The organism is Saccharopolyspora taberi, assembly GCF_039534165.1.
GTDB lineage: Bacteria > Actinomycetota > Actinomycetes > Mycobacteriales > Pseudonocardiaceae > Saccharopolyspora_D > Saccharopolyspora_D taberi.
On the sequence record NZ_BAAAUX010000030.1, the window covers coordinates 36,566 to 58,563 of the forward strand.

Annotated in this window: 17 protein-coding genes; 13 read left to right on the forward strand and 4 right to left on the reverse strand. The window is 70.6% G+C overall.

Going from position 1 to position 21,998, the window contains the following annotated elements; all coding sequences use genetic code 11:
• The first annotated feature begins 21 nt into the window (after positions 1-21).
• The 6 genes from ABD691_RS30120 to ABD691_RS30145 all read left to right on the forward strand — a co-directional run bounded on the left by ABD691_RS30120 (position 22) and on the right by ABD691_RS30145 (position 6,790).
• Positions 22-1,371, forward strand: coding sequence for a phosphomannomutase/phosphoglucomutase (locus ABD691_RS30120; protein WP_344685530.1), 1,350 nt, complete (start codon positions 22-24; stop codon positions 1,369-1,371).
• Positions 1,372-1,424: 53 nt separating this feature from the next.
• The gene (locus ABD691_RS30125; protein WP_344685532.1) at positions 1,425-1,625 is read left to right on the forward strand and encodes a Trm112 family protein; all 201 of its coding nucleotides are present in this window, start codon (positions 1,425-1,427) and stop codon (positions 1,623-1,625) included.
• A 5-nt stretch (positions 1,626-1,630) separates the two neighbouring features.
• Positions 1,631-2,710, forward strand: a complete 1,080-nt coding sequence (locus ABD691_RS30130) for a hypothetical protein (RefSeq protein WP_344685533.1) — start codon at positions 1,631-1,633, stop codon at positions 2,708-2,710.
• Between the two features lie 115 nt (positions 2,711-2,825).
• A complete protein-coding gene (gene manA, locus ABD691_RS30135; protein ID WP_344685534.1) occupies positions 2,826-4,064 on the forward strand; it encodes a mannose-6-phosphate isomerase, class I in 1,239 nt (412 codons plus the stop codon).
• A 118-nt stretch (positions 4,065-4,182) separates the two neighbouring features.
• Complete coding sequence (locus tag ABD691_RS30140; protein WP_344685536.1) at positions 4,183-5,121, forward strand: cation diffusion facilitator family transporter; 939 nt, start codon at positions 4,183-4,185, stop codon at positions 5,119-5,121.
• 139 nt (positions 5,122-5,260) lie between these two features.
• Positions 5,261-6,790, forward strand: coding sequence for an amino acid permease (locus ABD691_RS30145; protein ID WP_344685537.1), 1,530 nt, complete (start codon positions 5,261-5,263; stop codon positions 6,788-6,790).
• Between the two features lie 225 nt (positions 6,791-7,015).
• Here the strand turns inward: ABD691_RS30145 and ABD691_RS30150 are convergent, their stop codons facing one another.
• The 3 genes from ABD691_RS30150 to ABD691_RS30160 all read right to left on the reverse strand — a co-directional run bounded on the left by ABD691_RS30150 (position 7,016) and on the right by ABD691_RS30160 (position 11,010).
• On the reverse strand, positions 7,016-7,201 hold the full coding sequence (locus tag ABD691_RS30150) for a hypothetical protein (protein ID WP_344685538.1): 186 nt from the start codon (positions 7,199-7,201) through the stop codon (positions 7,016-7,018).
• Between the two features lie 163 nt (positions 7,202-7,364).
• Positions 7,365-10,064 (reverse strand): DUF2339 domain-containing protein, encoded by a 2,700-nt coding sequence (locus ABD691_RS30155; protein ID WP_344685540.1) that lies wholly within the window; start codon positions 10,062-10,064, stop codon positions 7,365-7,367.
• Positions 10,065-10,536: 472 nt separating this feature from the next.
• Positions 10,537-11,010: an OsmC family protein gene (locus ABD691_RS30160; RefSeq protein ID WP_344685542.1), complete on the reverse strand. Its 474-nt coding sequence runs from the start codon at positions 11,008-11,010 to the stop codon at positions 10,537-10,539.
• A 108-nt stretch (positions 11,011-11,118) separates the two neighbouring features.
• Between ABD691_RS30160 and ABD691_RS30165 the strand changes: the two genes are divergently transcribed.
• The 7 genes from ABD691_RS30165 (at position 11,119) to secA (ending at position 21,192) form a co-directional block, all read left to right on the forward strand.
• Positions 11,119-11,763 (forward strand): dTMP kinase, encoded by a 645-nt coding sequence (locus ABD691_RS30165; RefSeq protein WP_344685544.1) that lies wholly within the window; start codon positions 11,119-11,121, stop codon positions 11,761-11,763.
• Positions 11,764-12,054: 291 nt separating this feature from the next.
• Entirely contained in the window at positions 12,055-12,732 is a 678-nt protein-coding gene (gene mtrA / locus ABD691_RS30170; RefSeq protein WP_344685545.1) for an MtrAB system response regulator MtrA, read from the forward strand.
• Positions 12,733-12,877: 145 nt separating this feature from the next.
• Positions 12,878-14,629, forward strand: a complete 1,752-nt coding sequence (gene mtrB, locus ABD691_RS30175; protein ID WP_425565191.1) for an MtrAB system histidine kinase MtrB — start codon at positions 12,878-12,880, stop codon at positions 14,627-14,629.
• Positions 14,626-16,341 carry an LpqB family beta-propeller domain-containing protein gene (locus ABD691_RS30180; protein WP_344685547.1) on the forward strand — a complete coding sequence of 572 codons (1,716 nt, stop codon included), beginning with the start codon at positions 14,626-14,628 and terminating at the stop codon, positions 16,339-16,341. The genes mtrB and ABD691_RS30180 overlap by 4 nt, the downstream gene beginning before the upstream one ends.
• 48 nt (positions 16,342-16,389) lie before the next feature.
• The gene (locus ABD691_RS30185) at positions 16,390-17,145 is read left to right on the forward strand and encodes a ComF family protein (protein WP_344685548.1); all 756 of its coding nucleotides are present in this window, start codon (positions 16,390-16,392) and stop codon (positions 17,143-17,145) included.
• 351 nt (positions 17,146-17,496) lie between these two features.
• On the forward strand, positions 17,497-18,171 hold the full coding sequence (gene hpf, locus ABD691_RS30190) for a ribosome hibernation-promoting factor, HPF/YfiA family (protein WP_344685550.1): 675 nt from the start codon (positions 17,497-17,499) through the stop codon (positions 18,169-18,171).
• A gap of 168 nt (positions 18,172-18,339) precedes the next feature.
• Positions 18,340-21,192: a preprotein translocase subunit SecA gene (gene secA / locus ABD691_RS30195; protein WP_344685552.1), complete on the forward strand. Its 2,853-nt coding sequence runs from the start codon at positions 18,340-18,342 to the stop codon at positions 21,190-21,192.
• 1 nt (position 21,193) lies between these two features.
• Here secA and ABD691_RS30200 read toward each other — a convergent pair whose 3' ends face one another.
• Positions 21,194-21,544: an Rv3235 family protein gene (locus ABD691_RS30200; RefSeq protein WP_344685554.1), complete on the reverse strand. Its 351-nt coding sequence runs from the start codon at positions 21,542-21,544 to the stop codon at positions 21,194-21,196.
• Positions 21,545-21,998: the final 454 nt, after the last annotated feature.

Below are 21,998 nucleotides of genomic sequence, written 5' to 3' on the forward strand. Positions count from 1 at the left end.
GCGGAATGGGGAGTGGGCAGCGTGCGGGACCTGTCGGGGATCGTCAAGGCGTACGACATCCGAGGGGTGGTGGGCGAGCAGCTCGACACCGGCGTGGTCCGGGAGATCGGCGCCGCCTTCACCAGGCTGGTCGGCGGGCCCGCCGTGGTGATCGGCCACGACATGCGCGAGTCCTCGCCCGGCCTGGCCGAAGCGTTCGCCGAGGGCGTCACCGGACAGGGCGTCGACGTGATCAACATCGGCCTGGCCAGCACGGACATGCTCTACTTCGCCTCCGGTCGGCTGGAGCTGCCCGGCGCGATGTTCACCGCGAGCCACAACCCGGCCAAGTACAACGGCATCAAGCTGTGCCGCGCGGGCGCCGCCCCGGTCGGGCAGGACAGCGGCCTGTCCGAGATCCGCGAGCTGGTCGCGCACGGCGTTCCCGAGTTCCTGGGCGCCAAGGGCACCGCGTCCGAGCGGGACATGGCCGCGGACTACTCGACGTTCCTGCGCGAGCTGGTCGACCTGCGCGGCATCAGGCCGCTGAAGGTCGTCGTCGACGCCGGGAACGGGATGGGCGGCCACACCGTGCCCACCGTGTTCGAGGGGCTGCCGATCGAGCTGGTCCCGCTGTACTTCGAGCTCGACGGCACCTTCCCGAACCACGAGGCCAACCCGCTGGACCCGGCCAACCTGGTCGACCTGCAGGCCAAGGTGCGCGAGGTCGGCGCGGACGCGGGGCTGGCCTTCGACGGCGACGCCGACCGCTGCTTCGTCGTCGACGAGAACGCCGAGCCCGTCCCGCCCAGCGCGATCACCGGTCTGGTGGCGGTCCGCGAGCTGGCCAAGGAGCCGGGCGGGACGATCATCCACAACCTGATCACCTCGAAGGCGGTCCCCGAGATCGTCGCGGAGCACGGCGGGAAACCGCTGCGCACCCGGGTCGGCCACTCGTTCATCAAGCAGTCGATGGCCGAGACCGGCGCGATCTTCGGCGGCGAGCACTCCGCCCACTACTACTTCCGCGACTTCTGGCGCGCCGACTCCGGCATGCTCGCCGCGCTGCACGTGCTGGCCGCGCTCGGCGGGCAGGACCAGCCGCTGTCGGCGCTGATGGCCGACTACAACCGCTACGCCGCCTCCGGCGAGATCAACTCCACCGTCGACGACCAGCAGGGCCGCATGCGCGCGGTCGCCGAGGCGTTCGGTGACCGAAATGGTGCTCGTGTCGACGAGCTCGACGGGCTTACCGTGGAGCTGGCCGACGGTTCCTGGTTCAACCTCCGCCCGTCCAACACCGAACCACTGCTCCGGCTCAACGTGGAGGCCAGGGACACTAACGCCGTGGCCGCGTTGCGCGACGAGGTACTCGCGGTCGTTCGGGGCTGATCGATGCGACGGCCGGCGCGGCGATGGCCGCACCGGCGGGCTTGGGAGGAAACGTGGCCGTTGAGGTGGAACCGCAGTTGCTGGAGATCCTGGCCTGCCCCTGCCCGGCGCACGCTCGGCTGCGGCCGACCGACGACGGGCTGCTGACCTGCGCGTCCTGCGGGCGAGGCTTCCCGGTGCGGGACGGCATTCCGGTGCTGCTGCTGGAGGAGGCCGTCGGAGGTCCTGCCCCAGGGGATCCCGGAGAGGGGTGACGTTCGTGCTGGACGACAGTCTCTTCGACGACCCGGCCCGGCTGGCCGACACCGACACGAGGGGCCTGCTGCGGTCCGCGGCGCTCGCGGGCGCCCAGGTCCGCGCCACCGCCGAGGCGGTGGCCGAGGTGGGGCTGGACGAGCTCGCGGACAGCAGGCCGCGCGCCGTGGTCCTGCTCGCCCGCCCGGGCGTGTCGCCCGCGGTGTGCCGGCTGCTCGCGGCGCTGGCCGGACCGATGTGCCCGGTGCCGGTCGTGGTGACCGACACGGCGCCGACCTGGATCGGCGCGCTGGACGTGGTGTTCGCCCACACCGACGACGTCGGTGACCCGGTGCTCGCGGAGTCGGTCTCGGTGGCCGCCCGCCGCGGTGCGGCGGTGGTGCTCGCGGTTCCGTCGGAGGGACCGGTCGCCGCCGCGGTGGCGGGGCGGGCCAAGGTCATCCCGCCGAAGATCCCGGTGCCCTCCGCGCTGAGCTTCGCGCACGCGTTCACCACCGGTCTGAGCGTCTTCGGCGCGCTGGGCCTGCTGCGGCCCGACTTCGACACGCTCGCCGACGAGCTCGACCGGGAGGCCGCCCGCGCCCACCCCTCCAACGAGCTGCTGATGAACCCGGCGAAGTCGCTCGCGCTCCGGCTCGCCGACCGCGCGCCGCTGCTGTGGGGCCTCGACCCGGTCTCGACCGCGGTCGCCGAGCACGGCGCGTTCGCCTTCGGCTGCCACGCCGGGGTGCCGTGCGACGTCTCGGACTACGCGCAGGCGATAGCGCGGCACGCGCTGCACCGCGCGGCGCAGCACGTCGGCTCGGCAGCGGACCTGTTCGCCGACCCCGAGGACAACCCGGGTGCGGCGATGCGCGTGTTCCTGGTCAGCGCCCGCTTCGACGCGGAGAGCGAGGCCGGTGAGCGCGCGGCGGTCCGCGACCTGCCGGGCGCGGACCTGGTGACGCCGGGCGAATCGGTGCGGGACGACGCGGTTCTGCGGTCGGCGTTGCTGGCGGCCAGGTTCGACCTGGCGGCCGTGTACCTGGGGCTGGCGGCGGGGACGCTGAACGGCCCCGGCTGGCAAGCCCTGGCGATGCACTGAGGGAAAGGTCAGGGACAGCCCGGATGCGGGCTGCACCCGGGAGGCGGTGTGCTGTGCCAGGCACGGCACCACCGGTGTCGACCAGCAGGTCCGAGACGAGGAAGCGAGAACGACTGTGGAGTTACTGCGGAACGCGGTGCGTCCCTATGCATGGGGCTCGCGGACCGCGATCGCGGACCTGCTCGGCCGTCCGGTCCCCACCCCGCATCCCGAGGCGGAGCTGTGGATGGGTGCTCACCCGGGCGATCCCTCGCGGGTGACCGGCCACGACGGAACCGAGGTCTCGCTGCTGTCGCTGCTGGAGTCCGACCCCGCGCACCACCTGGGGGACAAGTGCTGCGACCGGTGGGGGACCAGGCTGCCGTTCCTGCTCAAGGTGCTGGCCGCGGACGAGCCGCTGAGCCTGCAGGCGCACCCGTCGGCGGAGCAGGCGGCCGAGGGCTTCGCCCGGGAGGAAGCGGCGGGCATCGCGCGCAACGCGTCCAACCGCAACTACCCGGACCCGACGGCGAAGCCGGAGCTGATCTGCGCCCTGACGGAGTTCCACGCCCTCGCGGGCTTCCGCGACGCCCACCGCACGGTGCGGCTGCTGGACGAGCTGGACGTGCCGAGCCTGCGCGCGCATCGCGGTCTGCTGCACGCCCAGCCGGACGCGGACGGGCTGCGGGCGCTGTTCACCACCTGGATCACGCTGCCCGAGCACTACCTGCGCGACGTCATGCCCGAGCTGCTGGAGGCGTGCGTCGACCACGTCCGGGCGCGCGGCGAGTTCGCGCTGGAGTGCCGGACGGTGCTGGAGCTGGGCGAGGCCTACCCGAACGACGCGGGGGTCCTGGCGAGCCTCCTGCTCAACCGCCTGGTGCTGCAACCGGGCGAAGCGATCTTCATGCCCGCCGGGAACCTGCACGCCTACCTGCACGGCACCGGCGTGGAGATCCTGGCCAACTCCGACAACATCCTGCGCTGCGGGCTCACCCCCAAGCACGTCGACGTGCCCGAGCTGCTCCGCGTGCTGGACTTCGCCTGCGGTGACATGCGGGTGCTCAAGGGCGAGTCGCTGGACTCGAACCTGACCGTCTACCGGACCTCCGCCGAGGAGTTCGAACTGTCCAGGTTGGACTGGACACCCGCCGAGTCCGGTGCCGTCCGGCTGGACTCGGCCGGGCCGCAGATCCTGCTGTGCACCAGGGGAAGGGTGCGGCTGTCCACTGTCGACGGTGGGCGCGCGCTCGAACTGGACCGCGGCGAATCGGTGTGGCTGGCCGCCTCCGACCCCGCCGTGACCGCCCGCCCGGTGACGCTCGACCAGGACGGAGCAGCGCAGATCTTCCGCGCGGTGGCGGGCGCGGTCTGATCCCTCCGGTTGGGAGGTTCGCACGAAACAGGTACTTTCCGGCGGGCGCGGCGATAGATTTCACGCGACCTCGGCCGGTGAGCGGTTCACCGGCGACCACCGGAACGGGAGTGACAGCGTGTCAGCAGGTGGCGGCACCAAAGCAATTCTCGCGGCGCTCGCCGCTAACGCGGGTATCGCGATCGCGAAGTTCGGCGGCTTCCTGGTCACCGGGTCGTCGTCGATGCTCGCGGAGTCGGTCCACTCGGTGGCCGACACCTCCAACCAGGGCCTGCTGCTGCTCGGTCAGAAGACCTCGCAGCGCAAGCCGACCCCCGAACACCCCTTCGGCTACGGCCGGGACCGGTACTTCTACTCCTTCGTCGTCGCCCTGATGCTGTTCAGCCTCGGTGCGGTGTTCGCGCTGTACGAGGGCTACCACAAGGTCTCCCACCCGGAACCGCTCAGCAGCCCGATGGTCGCGGTGGTCATCCTGGTGATCGCGATCGCGCTGGAGACCTACAGCTTCCGCACGGCGATCAAGGAATCCGCCGCCATCAAGGGCGGGCTGAGCTGGTGGCAGTTCATCCGCAAGGCCAAGACGCCGGAGCTGCCGGTGGTGCTGCTCGAGGACGCCGGTGCGCTGTTCGGCCTGGTCCTGGCGCTGGGCGGGGTGGGGCTGTCGGTGCTGACCGGCAACCCGGTCTGGGACGGCATCGGCACCATGTGCATCGGTGTCCTGCTCGGCGTCATCGCGATCGTCCTGATCGTCGAGACCAAGAGCCTGCTCATCGGCGAGGGCGCCGACCGGTCGGTGCTCGACGACATCGTCTCCGAACTCCAGCGCGAACGAGTCGACAAGGTCATCCACATCCGCACCCAGTACCTGGGTCCGGAAGAGCTGCTGATCGCGGCCAAGATCGGCATTCCCGGCGAGCTCTCGGTGACCGAACTGGCCGCGGAGATCGACGCCGCCGAGGCCAGGGTGCGCGCGAAGGTGCCCGCGGCGCGCCTCATCTACCTCGAACCCGACCTCGACCGCGCCACTGAGGACACCGCCGCGAGCAAGAACGGGTAGTGGCCGAACGGTAACCCTGTGAACATGAGTCACAAGGCGTTAACGAATTCCGCTTCAGGTTCCGGAGGACGCCGTTTCCATTGCGAGACTGCGGAGCTAAGGTGCGACCCACCATTTGGGAAGAACGAGGGAGGCGGCAGTGCCAGGTACTGGGCTGTGGCGAACCAAATCGGTCGAGCAATCGATCTTGGACACCGATGAGCCGGACACCAAGCTCCGAAAGAACCTCGGGGCCTGGGACCTGATCGTCTTCGGCGTGTCGGTCGTCGTCGGCGCCGGCATCTTCACGCTCGCCGCACGTACGGCGGGTGACGTCTCCGGGCCGTCGGTCACGCTGGCCTTCGTGCTCGCCGCGATCGCGTGCGGGCTCGCGGCGCTGTGCTACGCGGAGTTCGCCTCCACCGTCCCGGTCGCGGGCAGCGCGTACACGTACTCCTACGCGACCTTCGGCGAGTTCATCGCCTGGATCATCGGCTGGGACCTGATCCTGGAGTTCGCGGTCGCCGCCGCGGCGGTAGGCAAGGGGTGGTCGACCTACCTGCAGGAAGTGCTCGAACTGATCGGGCTGAACGTTTCGACGGTGCTGCCGCTGGGGCCGTTGCAGTTCGACTGGGGTGCGGTCCTGCTGATCGCGGTGCTGAGCACCCTGCTCGCGCTGGGCACCAAGCTGTCCGCCCGGGTCAGCCTGGTGATCACGGCGATCAAGGTCGCCGTGGTGCTGCTGGTGGTCGTGGTCGGCGCCGCCTTCATCAAGGTGGCGAACTACACCCCGTTCATCCCGCCCGCCCAGCCCGCGTCCGAATCGGGCCCGGCGCTGGAGCAGTCGCTGCTCTCGCTGATCCTGGGCGGTGAGACCAGCACGTTCGGCATCTTCGGGCTGCTGGCCGCCGCGTCGCTGGTGTTCTTCGCGTTCATCGGTTTCGACGTGGTCGCGACCACCGCGGAGGAGACCCGGAACCCGCAGAAGGACGCGCCGCGGGGCATCTTCGGCTCGCTGGCGATCGTCACCGTGCTCTACGTCGCCGTCGCCCTCGTGGTCACCGGCATGTCGGGCTACAAGGAGCTGGCGACCCAGCCCGACGGCAGCCGGTCCACCCTGGCGACCGCGTTCTCGCTCAACGGCGTGCACTGGGCCGCGGCGATCATCTCGGTGGGTGCGCTGGCCGGTCTGACCACGGTCGTCATGGTCATGCTCCTGGGCCAGATCCGGATCCTGTTCGCCATGTCGCGGGACGGCCTCATGCCGCGCTCGCTGTCCAAGACCGACCCCAAGAAGGGCACCCCGGTCCGGGCGACCGTGATCGTCGGCGTCGTGGTCCTGGTGGCCACCGGTTTCTTCCCGGCGGACAAGCTGGAGGAAATGGTCAACGTCGGCACGCTGTTCGCGTTCGTCCTGGTTTCCGCCGGTGTGATCGTCCTGCGCAGGACCCGCCCGGACCTGCCGCGCGGGTTCCGGGCGCCGCTGGTGCCGCTGGTGCCGATCCTGGCGATCCTGGCCTGCCTCTGGCTGATGCTGAACCTGACCGCGCTGACCTGGGTCCGGTTCGTGGTCTGGATGGCCGCGGGCGTGGTGATCTACTTCGTCTACGGGCGCAGCCACTCGCGGCTGGGCCGGGGCGAGGTGCCCGAGGTCGCGGCAGGCGGCGGGGCCAAGCACAGCTCGGAGTAGCAACAGCTCGGCTGAGCGAAGCGGCGCCGTCCTGCGGGGCGGCGCCGCTTTTCCGTTCCCGCATTCGAACAGATGTTCACTCCGGCGTGTGATGATTTCCGCTGGTCAGCTCGGGATCATGGAGTCATGGAACTGAACAGGAACGACATCCCCGCCCACTCCGAGGCCATCCACGCCGACGCAATCCACTCCGACGCAGCCCACGCCGACGCCATCCACTCTGACCTAGCCCACGCCGACGTAATTCACCACTCCGGCCCAGCCAGCCACTTCGGCCCCGCTCAGCACTCCGACCCAGCCCACCACTCCAGCCCAGCCGACCACTCCGACCCAGCCCACCACTCCAGTCCCACTCAGAACCACGACCCGGCCCAGCACCACGACGCCCAGCGCCCAGACCTGGACCGGCATCCCGACGACACCCCGGACCGGCCCGCCCGAAAGCTCCGGGTCGTGGGGCCGGACTTCATCCCGGCTCCCCGGCCAGGACCGGAACGGGCGCCGACCGAGGAACGCCCGATCGACGAACCGCCCCCGCTGAGCGACTACGTGCGGGGCTACCTGACGGCAGCCTTCAATGCTCGGAGGAAGAGCGCAGGGAGAGGCCGCGCTCCCAGGGGGCCGTGCGACCCCGCGGCTCGGTGATCTCGGGCAGCACCCTCGGCTCGGCTCGTGACGCGTCGTCCGGCACCGCCGCCCCGGCGGTGATGTCGACGGGCGTCTCCTGCTGCTCGGCGTCTTCCGGCGCGTCCAGCTCGGCTTCGGCGCGCTCGGCTTCGGCCCATCCGGCGAACCGGGACTCACCGTTGCCGCCCTCGGGTTCGGCCTCGCCGGACCGCTCGGTCATCACGAGCGGTCCGGCGAGCGAATCGCCGTCGCCGCCCTGCGCGTGCAGGGCCGGGGGTTCGGCGGGCTTGGGCGGTGCCGGGACAGCGGTGGTCGTCGGCGTGAGCAACGGCAGCGCAGCCGCGCGAACCGGAACCTCCAGGCCGGCCGCCATCGCGACCGCGCGGTCCCACTCGGGGTCGCCGCTGTAGTCGGTGTGCCCGAGCACGCCGGGTACCCAGCGGCGGAACGAGAACGGTCCGCGCTGCGGGTCGGGCAGCCAGTGGTCGCCGCCGAGCACCAGCGCCCCGGTCGGTCCGCGGGTGGCCGCGGGCAGCGGTCCCTCGGAGCCGTCGGCGCGGAAGCCCACGCCGATGAGCATCCCGTCGAAGACTTGGCGGTTCCAGGTGGTCACGGCGCCGCCGAGGCTGTCGGTCCCCCGGCACAGGGAACGCCACCGCCCACCGAGCGAGCCGGACAGGTCCCGCAGCGAGTTGTGCGACACCACGCCCGGGAACGCCCGGGGGTAGGCCCACTGCAACTGCGAGCCCGCGGTCACCAGCCCGACGCGTTCCCGGTCCTCCTCGGGCAGGGACTCCATCAGGCGCGCGGTCGCGACCGCGGCGAGCAGGCTGCCCTGGCTGTGGCCGACCAGGACGACCCGGGTGTTCGGGTCGGACAGGTGCTCGGTGACGCGGGCGGCGAGCTCGGGGATGACCTTGAGCGCGTAGCACGGCGGGACGACCGGGTGCGCCTCGCGCGGCCAGAACAGCGTGAGGTCGCACAGGATTCCGAGGTACCGGGCCGTCTTCTTCTCCGTGGCGGCCAGGAAAACCATGCGCAGCAACCCGATCGCGAGCGCGGCGAGCGTCGCCACGCCCAGCGTGATCAGCCAGTCGGACCAGACACCCCTGGGCAGGTCCAGGGAACGCAGCAGGAAGGTCAGCGCGGTGCTGACGGTCAGCACCGCCGCGATGAGCAGGAGAACACGATGTGCGTTGCGACGTTGCAGATCGGCCTGGCGCCAGGCGGAGGCGGCCGACTGCTGGTCCTGCTGGCGGCCCGCGTGCAGCAGTGCGACCTCGGCGGGCACCGGCCCCTCGGCCTGCGCCGTCCGCCAGCTCCGGATCAGCGTCCACGGCACCAGGACGACGCCGGCCAGACCGAGCAGGACCGCGGCGGTTCCCCAGAAGATCGTCATGTCGTCGTAGGCGGTCGGCAGCACGAGGCCCGGGTCGCCCAGCGCCTGGGCCACGCTCAGGCCGAGTCCGGCGCCGAACCCGCTGCCGAGCAGGCAGGCGATCATCAGCATCGGTGCGGTCATCCAGCCACCGGCCCACGGGCGCAGCTGCGCGGGGATCTTCGCCCACGCCGGCCGGGCCAGCAGCGCGGCCGGAACCAGCAGCACCGCGACCGCGACGCAGGTGGCGATCAGCACCGCGGTGAGCGCGCCGATCGTCACGTCCGAGCCCGGCAGCGGTCCGCTCAGCTCACCGGGCAGCAGCGCGACGGTGATCAGCACCAGGCCAGCCGCGCCCATCAGCGCCAGCCGGGGGCCGCGGCTCAGGACGGACCGCAGCGCGCGACCGCTGCGGCGGTCGTAGGAACCGGTCGGGTCGTCCGCGACCACGGTTCCGACCAGCGAGAGGAGGGCCAGCGCGGCGGCGACCAGTCCGCGCGGGTCGGTGAGCGCCCCGAGCGGTCCGCCGAGAGCCAGAAGCACCACAGTGGACAGTGCCGCGGTCACGTGCAGCGCGCGGAGCGCGGGCGTGTCCGGGTCGGAGACGACGTTCGTCCCCGGCAGCACCGGCGCGTTCGCGGAGTGGCTCGGGGTTTCGGACCTGCCCGCCAGGACCTTCCAGGAGACGCACGACAGCCGGTACATCAGCACCACGACCAGAGCCACCGGCAGCAGCCCGGCGGATGCGCGCAGCACGTCGCTGCTCCGCGCGGAGTCCGGCACGATGCCCAGGCATCCGGACGTGGGGCTGAGGCACTGGGAAGCGAGCAGGTCGAGGCTCACCACGGTGAGCTGCGCGACCATCAGCATCGTCAGCAGCAGCGCCGCCAGCCGCAGCAATGCCCGCAGCACGCCGGAAATCGCGCGGCTGATCACGTTGTTCTGGCGCGGCGCTGGCAGCATCCAGTGCGCGACGTTGGCCAGCGCGAACGGGAACAGCAGCGCCCAGGTTGCCTTGCCCCAGCCGCCGGAGGTCATGCCGCCCCAGACGTAGCCCTCGACGATCCGGGGCACGGTCCGCTCCCCGGCCGACAGCATCGGCCCGGGGACCGGGCGGCGAAGCCGGTCGGCCGGGCGGACGATCCGTCCGACTCCGTCGCCGGCGACGTCGACGGACGCGACCGAGTCGGTCAGCGCATCGCCGGTGGTGCCGAGAATTCCGTGCACCCGCAGCTCGACAACGCGGGTGTCGGGCCCGGGAATCCGCACAGGTCCTCCTGGCTCGCTTCGCTGGTGATCTCGTGCTGGTCGATTCTCCATCGCAGATCCACTCCTGGCGACCTATCCGCGCTCGATTGTGGTCGCCTCGACTGCCCGGTGTCCCGGAATCGGCCGAGTCGAGCGCACTCGATCGTTTCAATCCGGAACCGCACGAACACTCTCGGTAGGGCCGACGTTGCCGCGAGACCCTCGCCGAGGAGCGCGGAGGAGATCAGCGACGAACGCCTTCAGATTCGCAACGGTATCGACTTCGCGATCACCGACCTCTTCGAGGCGGCGATGAGCAGGCAGCGCAGATGCTTGCGCGGCACGGTGATCCGGCGCCGACCATGGATCTCGGCGACCGCGGCGACGCGACTCCGCTGCTGCACAAGGAGGTTCAGCGCAAGCGGGCAGGTGCGGTTCCGGTCGCCGACGAAGCGGCTCCGGCCGACCTGGCCGACTGCCGGCGCGCGTGCGCCTACGGCTCCACGCGGACCTCCGGGGCGTGGCGGACGGGGAAGTTCACCGAGTTCGCGATGAAGCACTTGCGGTGCGCTTGTTCGTGCAGCTCGGTGGCCTTGGCCACCATCGACCCGTCGGCCACGGCGACCTTCGGCCGCAGCACGACCTCGGTGAACCGACCGGCGCCGTCGGCTTCTTCGACCATCACGCCGTTCGCCTCGTCCTCGTAGCCGGTGACCACGACTCCGGATGTGCTGCACAGCGCGAGGTACCAGAGCATGTGGCACTCGGACAGGGAGGCGACGAGCAGGTCCTCCGGGTTGAGCTTGGCGGGGTCGCCGCGGAAGGCGGGGTCGGCCGACGCCGGCAACGCGGGTTTGCCGTCGACCTCGACGAGGTGGTCGCGTCCGTACTCGCGGTACGAGGAGGTGCCGGTGCCGGAATTGCCGGTCCAGGTCACCTTGGCCCGGTACCCGTGGTGCTTCGTCATGCACGTTGTATACAGCAGATCCCCTTGTTCTGAAAGGAGAATCAACCACCGGTGAAGCAGGGCCGGGTACGTGCTCGACGTGCGGTGCGCTCGGGCTACCGTTGCCGCGTGGGTCGGCTGATCGTGATCGAAGGACTTGACGGCGCGGGCAAGCGCACTCTCGCCGATGGGCTCGAAGCGGAACTGGTCCGCCGCGGGAACTCGGTGGCCAGGGGCGCGTTCCCCCGCTACGAAGCCGACATCCACGCCGCGCTCGTCGGCGAGGCGCTGCGGTCGCAGCACGGCGACCTCGGCGAGTCGGTCTACGGCATGGCGGTGCTGAACGCGCTGGACCGCCGCGCCGCGGCGGAAGGGCTGCGCGCCGATCTCCAGTCGCACGACGTCGTCCTGCTCGACCGCTACGTCGCCTCCAACGCCGCTTACGGAGCCGCGCGGCTCCACCAGGACGCGAACGGCGATTTCGTCGCCTGGGTCGAGCAGTTGGAGATCGAGCGGTTCGCCGTTCCCGGGCCCGACCTGCAGCTGTACCTGCAAGTGCCGATCGAGGTGGCCGCGAGCCGGGCCGAGCACCGGGAACGCACCGAGTCCGACCGGAGGCGGGACCGGTACGAGTCGGATTCTTCGCTCCAGCAACGCTGTGGCGAGGTCTACGCCCAGCTCGCCGCGAAGGCCTGGTGGTCGCCGTGGCGGGTGATCGACGGGGTCTCGCAGGTGGACTTCGCGGATCTGGCCGACTCGGTCCTGGCGCTCTGACGCCAGGAACCAGCCGCGCCGAACGCGTTGTGTGACCGCCTGAACACGGGTTTCCGCGCCGAGGCGATCCGGTTCCTGCGGCGCGGCCGGGCGGGGTGGCCCATCGGCCCCGGAGCGGGACCTCCGAAGGCACCAGTGCGGAATTTCCCGCCCCGTCCCCGATCCGCTCGTGTCCACAATGCTCCGTTCGGCGGTACCGTACATGTCCGGGCGTCCGGCGATCCGGCGACCTGCGGTGACGACGAACGGGTGGTGCACGGCTGGGGAGTGACAAGTGCAACCATGTGGGGCATGAAGGCACGCGTGCTCGTGGTGGACGACGATCCGGCTCTGGCTGAAATGCTGACCATCGTGCTCCGGGGCGAGGGTTTCGAGACCGCCGTCGTCAGCGACGGCACCAAGGCCATGCCTGCCCTGCGGGAACTCAAACCCGACCTGGTCCTGCTGGACCTGATGCTGCCCGGCATGAACGGCATCGACGTCTGCAAGGCGATCCGCACCGAGTCCGTCGTGCCGATCGTGATGCTGACCGCCAAGAGCGACACCGTGGACGTCGTCCTCGGCCTGGAGTCCGGCGCCGACGACTACGTCGTCAAGCCGTTCAAACCGAAGGAGCTGGTCGCGCGGCTGCGGGCGCGCCTGCGCCGCACCGACGCCGAGCCCGCCGAGGTGCTGTCGATCGGTGATCTCACCATCGACGTGCCCGGCCACGAGGTGACCCGCGAGGGCCAGCCGATCGCACTGACCCCGCTGGAGTTCGACCTGCTGGTCGCGCTGGCCCGCAAGCCGCGGCAGGTGTTCACCCGCGAGGTCCTGCTCGAGCAGGTCTGGGGCTACCGGCACGCCGCCGACACCCGGCTGGTCAACGTGCACGTCCAGCGCCTGCGGTCGAAGGTGGAGCGCGACCCGGAGCGTCCCGAGGTGGTGTTGACCGTGCGCGGCGTCGGCTACAAGGCCGGCCCGCCGTGATCGAAGCCGGTCGGATCGGGCGCCCCGCGGACGTGCGCCGGCGGGACGACCGGCTCGGCCGCTCCGGGACGCCCGCGACTCGCGGGGCGCGGTTCGCGGGGCGGTGCTCGATCACCCGCACGGGAGTTTCCGAGGGATGGTTGGCGTGAGCGTCTGGGCACGTCGTGGCCGGGTGGCGCGGCAGCTGGCCACGCGCGCCAGGGACGAGGTCCGCGACCGCTGGCACCGCTTCGAGCGGATGTGGCGCCGGTCGATGCAGCTGCGGGTGGTCGTCAGCACCCTCGCACTGTCGTCGGCGGTGGTTTCCGCGCTGGGCATGGTGATCCAGACGCAGATCACCTACCAGCTGCTGGAGGCCAAGAAGATCGCGGCGATCGCGCAGGTCGACTCCATCCTGCCGAGCCTGGAACGCGAGCTGACCGCCGTCGACCCGAACTCCGACCGGGTCGCCGAGCAGCTGGAGGCCGCGCTGAACCGGCTGACCACCACCGCGTCCGGCCACTCGACCAGCGGCGGCACCGCGGCCGGGTCGTTCACCCCGGTCCTCGTCGACGGGTTCTCGCAGACCCGCGACTTCCAGCCCTCGGCAGGCCCGGTGGACGAGGTCCCGACGTCGCTGCGGCGGTTCGTCGAACGCGGCCAGCTCGCGACCATGATCACCACGCCCGAGAACCGCAAGCCCGACGACCGGGTCACGATGTTCGCGGTCGGCACCCCGGTGGGCAGCTCGACCCGGCCGCTGCAGATCTACCTGCTGTTCCCGCTGACCGCGGAGCAGAACACGCTCGGGCTGGTCCAGAACACGCTGGTGGTCGGCGGTGGCGTGCTGCTGGTGCTGCTCGGCGGGATCACGAACCTGGTGACCAGGCAGGTCGTCCGGCCGGTCCGGCAGGCCGCGCAGATCGCCGAGCGGCTGGCCGACGGCGACCTGGACAAGCGGATGCGGGTGATCGGCGAGGACGACGTGGCCCGGCTGGCCGAGTCGTTCAACGAGATGGCCGACAGCCTCAAGCACCAGATCAAGCAGCTGGAGGAGTTCGGCCAGCTCCAGCGCCGGTTCACCTCCGACGTCTCGCACGAGCTGCGGACCCCGCTGACCACGGTCCGGATGGCCGCCGACGTGCTGCACGCCTCCCGCGAGCAGTTCCCGCCGGGGCTGTCCCGCTCGACCGAGCTGCTGGTCGACGAGCTCGACCGCTTCGAGTCGCTGCTGGCCGACCTGCTGGAGATCTCCCGGCTGGACGCAGGTGTGGCCGAGCTGGCCGCGGAACCGCTGGACATCCCCGAGATCGTGCGGCGCACGGTCGAGTCGCTGCGCCCGATCGCCGTCACCAGCCGGGTCGAGCTGCGGCTGGACCTGCCCGCGGAGGAGTTCACCACCATCGCCGACGCCCGCCGGGTGGAGCGGATCGTCCGCAACCTGGTGGCCAACGCCATCGACCACGCCGAGGGCGGCCCGGTCGAGGTGCGCTTCGCCAGCAACGAGAACGCGGTCGCGGTCACGGTGCGGGACTACGGCGTGGGCCTGCGCCCTGGCGAGGCGGAGCTGGTGTTCACCCGGTTCTGGCGGGCCGACCCGTCGCGCGACCGCAAGACCGGCGGAACCGGGCTCGGGCTGTCGATCAGCTCCGAGGACGCCCGGCTGCACGGCGGGACCCTGGACGCCTGGGGCGAACCGGGCGAGGGTTCCTGCTTCCGCCTCACGCTGCCGCGCGCCCCGGGCGAGGACTTCGAGGACAGCCCGCTCGCGCTGCCGGCGACCAGGCGCATCGCCGCGCCCGGCGCCTTGCTGGCCGCGACTCCCGACCCGCCGCCGGAGGGCGAGGACGAGTCCGAGCCGGAACCCCGCGACGAGGGGCCGGCCCGGCTGTCGCAGGCATGGGAGGAGATGCAGTGAGAGCCCGGCTGGTAGCGCTGTTCGCGCTGTTCGCCCTGGTGATCTCGGGGTGCGCGTCGATCCCGGAGAACTCCGACCCGGAGGCGGTCCGGCGGGTGGACGAGTCCAACACGACCATGCCGGTGACCGCGCCGCCGGAGGGGATCGACTCCTTCACGCTCGTCCGCAACTTCGTCAACGCCAGCGCCGCCCCGGAGAACGACCACCTCAACGGCAGGCTGCACCTGACCGAGCAGGCCAAGCGCTCGTGGATGCCCACCTCCGGCCTGCTGGTCGTCGACGACGTCGACACCATCCCCGCGGCCTCGCCGGAGCCGCTGCCCGAAGGGGTGCAGCTGGTGAGCCTCCAGGCCAACCGGGTCGGCCGGCTGCTCGCCGACCAGTCCTTCGTGCCGGAGGAGGGCGAGTACACCGCCCAGGTCAGGGTCGAGCGGCAGGCCGACGGGCAGTGGCGGATCGCGAACCCGCCGCCGGAGCTGGTGGTCAGCAGGGCGTCCTTCGAGAGCAACTACCGCCAGGTGCCGATCTACTTCTTCGACCACGACTGGACCGGGGTCGTCCCGGACCTGCGCTACGTCGTCGCGCAGCCCCAGGCCACCCTGCCCAGCCGGGTGGTGGACCTGCTGATGAAGGGCCCGTCGGAGGGCCTGCGCACGTCGTTGGGCAACGCCATCCCGGAACAGGTGCAGCCGAAGACGAACGTCACCGAGGCCGCTAACGGAGCTCTGGAGGTGAACCTGAGCAGCCTCCGCGGCCTCTCGCAGGAGTCGCGCCGCCTGATCGCCGCCCAGATCGTGCTGTCGCTGCAAAGCGTCAGCAACGCTCGGGTGCAGCTGTCCGAGGAAGGGAGCCCGCTGCTGGAGGGCGGTCGCGACCTGTGGCCAACCGACTTCACGTCCTTCGAGACCGACAACGCCGGTCGCCCGGACCTGTCCGGCCTGGCCGTGGCCAGCGAACGCCTCCACGTGCTCGACGAGCAGGCCGAACCGGTGCCCGGCCCGGCCGGTTCCGGGGAGCTCGACGTGGTCCGGGCCGCGCAGTCGGCCGACGGGGCCGAGATCGCCGCGGTGACCCGCAAGCCGGGCGGCGTCGGCCTGCGGATCGGCCAGTACGGCGGTCAGCTGCCCGAGCTCCAGCTGTCCGGAGCGGACATGAGCAGGCCGTCCTGGCGCGGTGAGGGCGAGCTGTGGACCGTGGTGAACCGGCACGACATCGTCCGGCTGGTCGAGGACGGCGGCACCTGGGTCCAGAAGCCGGTCGACGCGCGGGAACTGGGCGCGGGCAAGGAGATCACCGACCTGCGGCTGTCGCGGGACGGAGCGCGCGCGGCCGTCGTCGTGGACGGCAGGCTCGTCGTCGCCGGGGTGTCCGACGAGGACGGGCGGATCTCCCTGCGGCGGCCGACCGTGCTGCCGATCGGCGGCAGGGACGTGCGGGTGACCGGTGTCGAGTGGCTCGGCCAGCAGTCGCTGGTGGCGATCACCGACAGCAACTCGCAGCCGGTGGTCGAGGTGACCGCCGACGGGTTCCGGTGGACCCCGTACGCCTCGGTGAACCTGGTCCAGCCGCTGGTCGGGGTCGCGGTCGGTCCCGGCGGCAACGTCGTCGTCGCTGCGCAGAGCGGCCTGTGGCAGGCGGGAGACTCCCGCGACGTGTGGACGCACCTGCAGACCTCGCTGGGCGGGAACTCCCTGCCGTTCTTCCCGGGCTGACGACACGCGCGGGTGAGTCGCGACCGCGGTTCGCGGCACCATCGCCCGGTGATCACCTGGCTGCGCCGGACCTGCCACGGCCTCGTCGACCTGGTCTTCCCGCTGCACTGCGCGGGCTGCGGGCGGACCGGCACCGGCCTCTGCGACGACTGCGGCGGGGCGCTCGGCGGACTCCGGCGAGTGGCCCGCCCGCTGCTCGCGGCCGGGCCGCCGGTGTACGCGCTGGGCAGGTACGCCGGTGCCGCCCGGCGAGCGGTCCTGGCCTACAAGGAGAACGGCCAGCGCCACCTGGCCGAACCGTTCGGCCGGCTGCTCGCGTCCGCGAGCCGCGGCGTCGCGGAGCTGCACGGCTGGCGCACCGACCGGCCGTGGGCCGTGGTGCCCGCGCCGTCCCGCGCGATCGCGTCGCGCAGGCGAGGCGGGGCGCACATGGCACGGGTCGCGTGCTCGATGGCTGAGTCCCAGGAGCCCCGCGCCGAGGTCGCCGACTGCCTGGTGACCGGGGCGGGAGCGCGGGATTCGGCCGGGCTCGACGCGGCCGAACGGGTTCGTAACCTGTCCGGCGGTGTCGTCGTCCGAACCGGTTCTCTTCCCGCTCAGGCCGCCCGAATCGTGCTGATCGACGATGTCATCACCACCGGAGCGACGGTCGCGAGCAGCCTCGCCGCGCTCGGTTCGCGCGGTGTCGAGGTCGATGTCGTGCTCTCGCTGACCGCGACGGCCGGACGCGGCGAACAGGTGTCGCCCGCGGCCCCGAACGGCCGCAGGAACTCTGCGCGCGGCCGAACCGTTCCCCGGGTGTGAGCAGCTCGGAGCGGGTCTCGGCGGATCTCCGCAGCGCGACGAGGCGACTAGGTCGAACGGGTGAATCTGCATCTCTGGATAGCCCGATCGGTTTGAGGTCGGCACGCTTGAGCTGTGCTTCTAATGGCGGTGCCGATCACGCTCAGTGGCCGCTTGACTTCGCCCGACTCGGGGGGTGTCACAAAACAGTAAAGCGGGCTAACGTGCCACCAACCAGCCGAACCCGGGCTGCGGGAAGGAGTGAAGAACCCATGTTCCTGGCGCCGGAAGTGAGCTGAGATCACCACCTCTCCGGCGCTGTCGTGACCGTCGCCCAAGGGCGAACGCACGGATCGGATACGGAGGTCGTGAATGGACATCGTCGTCAAGGGCCGCAACGTCGAGGTGCCCGACCACTACCGGCAGCACGTCGACGAGAAACTGACCCGGCTCGAGCGGTACAGCAAGAAGACCATCCGGGCCGACGTGGAGCTGTTCCACGAACGCAACCCACGTCAGGCCAAGAACTGCCAGCGGGTCGAGATCACCCTCAAGGGCAAGGGCACGCCGGTGCGTGCCGAGGCAGCCGCTGGTGACTTCTACGCCGCTCTCGACGCCGCGACCAGCAAGCTCGAGAACCGCCTCCGCCGCATGCACGACCGGAGGAAGGTGCACTACGGGCAGCACAACCCGACGTCCGTGGCTCAGGCCACCGCCGCGATGGCCGACCGGACGGTGGTGACCGGACCCGTCGCCGGGCGCACCGCGCTCTTGGAAGCTCCCCGGGAGGAGGGCACCGAGTACGCCGCAGAGGTGCCCGAGCAGCGCTGGAGCTCCGACAACGGTCACGAACCGGGGCGCATCGTCCGGGAGAAGGAGCACGCCGCCGAGCCCATGACCGTCGACCAGGCCCTCTACGAGATGGAACTGGTCGGTCACGACTTCTACCTGTTCTCCGACGCCGACAGCGGTATGGCCAGCGTCGTGTACCGCCGAAAGGGGTTTGACTACGGAGTGATCAGGCTGGCCGCCTCGTCCGCCCGCTGACGGGCGAGTCTGCGCCAAGCACGACCCGACCAGCTGTCCCCCGCGTACCGTGGTGCGCGGGGGACAGCGACGTTGTTGGGGACGTCGATGTTCTCCGACCAGCTCTAATACGATGACCGCAAAGCGTCCGTGACGGGCGCGTCACGATCAGCAAGTGAGGTCGACCGGATGGTCCTGTCCCGACTGCTTCGCGCCGGCGAGGGCAAGATGCTCAAGCGCCTGCGCAATATCGCGGCGCACATCAACGAGCTCGAAGACGATGTCGTCACGCTGTCCGACGCCGAGCTGCGGGCCAAGACCGAGGAGTTCAAACGCCGGTACAACGACGGTGACTCGCTCGACGAGCTCCTCCCGGAGGCGTTCGCGGTCGCACGGGAGGGCGCCAAGCGGACCCTCGGCCAGCGGCACTTCGACGTCCAGCTCATGGGCGGTGCCGCGCTGCACCTCGGCCAGATCGCGGAGATGAAGACCGGTGAGGGCAAGACCCTGACCTGCGTGCTGCCCGCCTACCTCAACGCCATCGCGGGCAAGGGCGTGCACGTGGTCACCACCAACGACTACCTCGCCAAGCGCGACGCGGACTGGATGGGCCGGGTGCACCGCTTCCTCGGCCTGGAGGTCGGCGCGATCATGGCCGACATGACGCCGGAGCAGCGGCGCGCGGCCTACGCGGCGGACATCACCTACGGCACGAACAACGAGTTCGGCTTCGACTACCTGCGCGACAACATGGCCTGGAGCCTGGCCGACTGCGTGCAGCGCGGGCACTACTTCTCCATCGTCGACGAGGTCGACTCGATCCTCATCGACGAGGCCCGGACCCCGCTGATCATCTCCGGTCCCGCCGACCAGTCCTCGCGCTGGTACCAGGAGTTCGCCCGGCTCGCCCCGATGCTGAAGAAGGACGAGCACTACGAGGTCGACGAGCGCAAGCGGACCGTCGGCGTCACCGAAGACGGCGTGTCGATCATCGAGGACCAGCTCGGCATCGACAACCTCTACGAAGCGGCGAACACCCCGCTGGTCGGCTACCTCAACAACGCGCTGAAGGCCAAGGAGCTCTACAAGCGCGACAAGGACTACATCGTCCGCAACGGCGAAGTGGTCATCGTCGACGAGTTCACCGGCCGCGTCCTGCACGGCCGGCGCTACAACGAGGGCATGCACCAGGCGATCGAGGCCAAGGAAGGCGTCGAGATCAAGGCCGAGAACCAGACGCTGGCCACGATCACGCTGCAGAACTACTTCCGGCTCTACGAGAAGCTCGCCGGCATGACCGGTACCGCCGAGACCGAGGCGGCCGAGTTCCACGGCACCTACAAGCTCGGCGTGGTGCCGATCCCGACCAACCGGCCGATGGCGCGGACCGACCAGCCCGACCTCGTCTACAAGAGCGAGGTCGCCAAGTTCGAGGCGGTCGCCGACGACATCGAGGAGAAGCACCAGAAGGGCCAGCCGGTCCTGGTCGGCACGACCAGCGTCGAGCGCTCCGAGTACCTGGCGAAGCTGCTGGTCAAGCGGGGCGTTCCGCACAACGTGCTGAACGCCAAGCACCACCAGTCGGAAGCCGCGATCATCGCCGAGGCGGGTCGCAAGGGCGCGGTCACGGTCGCCACGAACATGGCGGGCCGCGGTACCGACATCGTGCTCGGCGGCAACACCGACCACCTCGCCGACGCCGAGCTGCGCAAGCGCGGGCTCGACCCGGTCGAGAACCGCGAGGAGTACGAGGCGGCCTGGCCCAGCGTGGTCGAGAAGATCAAGGAGCAGGCCGAGGCCGAGGCGGACGAGGTCCGCGAGGTCGGCGGCCTCTACGTGCTGGGCACCGAGCGCCACGAGTCCCGGCGCATCGACAACCAGCTGCGCGGCCGCTCCGGCCGTCAGGGCGACCCCGGCGAGTCCCGGTTCTACCTGTCGCTGGGCGACGAGCTGATGCGGCGGTTCAACGCCGCGATGGTCGAGGCCGTCATGACCCGGCTGCGCGTCCCGGACGACGTGCCGATCGAGAACAAGATGGTCACGCGGGCCATCCGCAGCGCTCAGACCCAGGTCGAGCAGCAGAACATGGAGATCCGCAAGAACGTCCTCAAGTACGACGAGGTCATGAACCAGCAGCGCACCGTCATCTACGACGAGCGGCGCCGGGTGCTGGAGGGCGAGGACCTGCAGGAGCAGGTCACGCACATGATCAACGACGTGATCACCGGCTACGTCAACGCGGCGACCGCCGACGGCTACGCCGAGGACTGGGACTTCGACAAGCTCTGGACGGCGCTGAAGAGCCTCTACCCGGTGTCGCTGAGCTGGGAGTCGCTGGTCGACGGCGACGAGGACCTGACCAGGGAGCGACTGCTGGAGCTCCTGCTCGACGACGCCAAGCAGGCCTACGCGGCGCGCGAGGCGGAGGTCGACGGCAAGGTCGGCGCGGGCGCGATGCGCGAGCTGGAGCGCCGGGTGGTGCTGAGCGTGCTCGACCGGAAGTGGCGCGAGCACCTCTACGAGATGGACTACCTCAAGGAGGGCATCGGCCTGCGCGCGATGGCCCAGCGCGACCCGCTGATCGAGTACAAGCGCGAGGGCTTCGACATGTTCGGCGCGATGCTCGAAGCGCTCAAGGAGGAGTCCGTCGGCTTCCTGTTCAACGTGCAGGTGGAGGCGGCGCAGCCGGAGCCCGCGCAGGAGCAGCCCTCGGTCCCGGTGTCGGTGAGCCAGGCCGACCAGCCAGCGGCCGAGGTGCCGCAGGCGGAGCCGGCCGCCGCGCAGCCGCGGTCGAAGCGCGCCAGGACCTCGGCCGGGCCCGCGCTCAGCCAGCTGCCCGGCGACACCACGCAGGCGCCCTCGGCACTGCGCGGCAAGGGGCTCGACGCACCGGAGCAGCAGCGCCTGAGCTACTCCGGCCCGACCGAGACCGGCGACGTGCAGACCAGCCGCGACTCGAACGGCGAGAACGGCGACGGCTCGACGCGCCGTGAGCGTCGCGCCGCCGCCCGCGAGGCCGCGAAGAAGAACAAGAAGCGCTGAGTCACAGCAGGGACAGCACGGTGCACACCCACCGTGCGTCCACCTGCTCCAGTCGCATCACCAGGGCTCGGACCCGGTTGATGGTTCCGACGACCAGGCAGGCTTCGACCGTGCGGTAATCGGTCAGGCAGGCGTGGACGGACCGAAGCCGGTAGTCCGGGCCCTCGCCTTTCCACCCCAGGACGATGGTCGACAGCAGACCCGCCACCGGGCTGGACACCCACCCGCGGATCTGGTGCACGACCCGGCGCCCGGCGAGGACGTCGAGGATCTGCTCGCCGACGAAACGGGCGAGCGCGGCGGCGGTCCTGCCGGACGCGTCGGGGTTGGCCGGAGCGAGCGCAGCGGTCATGAATCCTCCCGGGGTCTGGTTGGGGCTCCTCTTAAATGAGGAACGAGGACCTCGATTCCGGTCACCTCCGCGCCGGGTCGACCGGATCGTGTGAAGCGTCGGGATCCGTGAGAATCGCACTCATAGCGGGTCTGACCTGGCATTTTGTTAGTTGGAGGGGGGTGGTGTTCAAGGGTGTTTTCGGGTGCCGTAGAGTTCTTCATGTCAGCGCGGAACGGGCCGAAACAAAACGGACCGGGCACTGACGGGGTCGCGAACCAAGCTCCTGCCTCAAGGTGGTAGAGTGGGCGACCGCAGAAAGACAAAGAGCTTTCAGGGTTGATAACTCAATGCGGTGCTCGTTGGTGAGTACGGGGTGCGGGACGGAAACGGACCCCCCTGAAAACGCCGGAAACGGGGGCTGCTAGAGTTATCGACATAAGCGAGAGGAAATGCTCCCCGGAGCTTTGCGGCC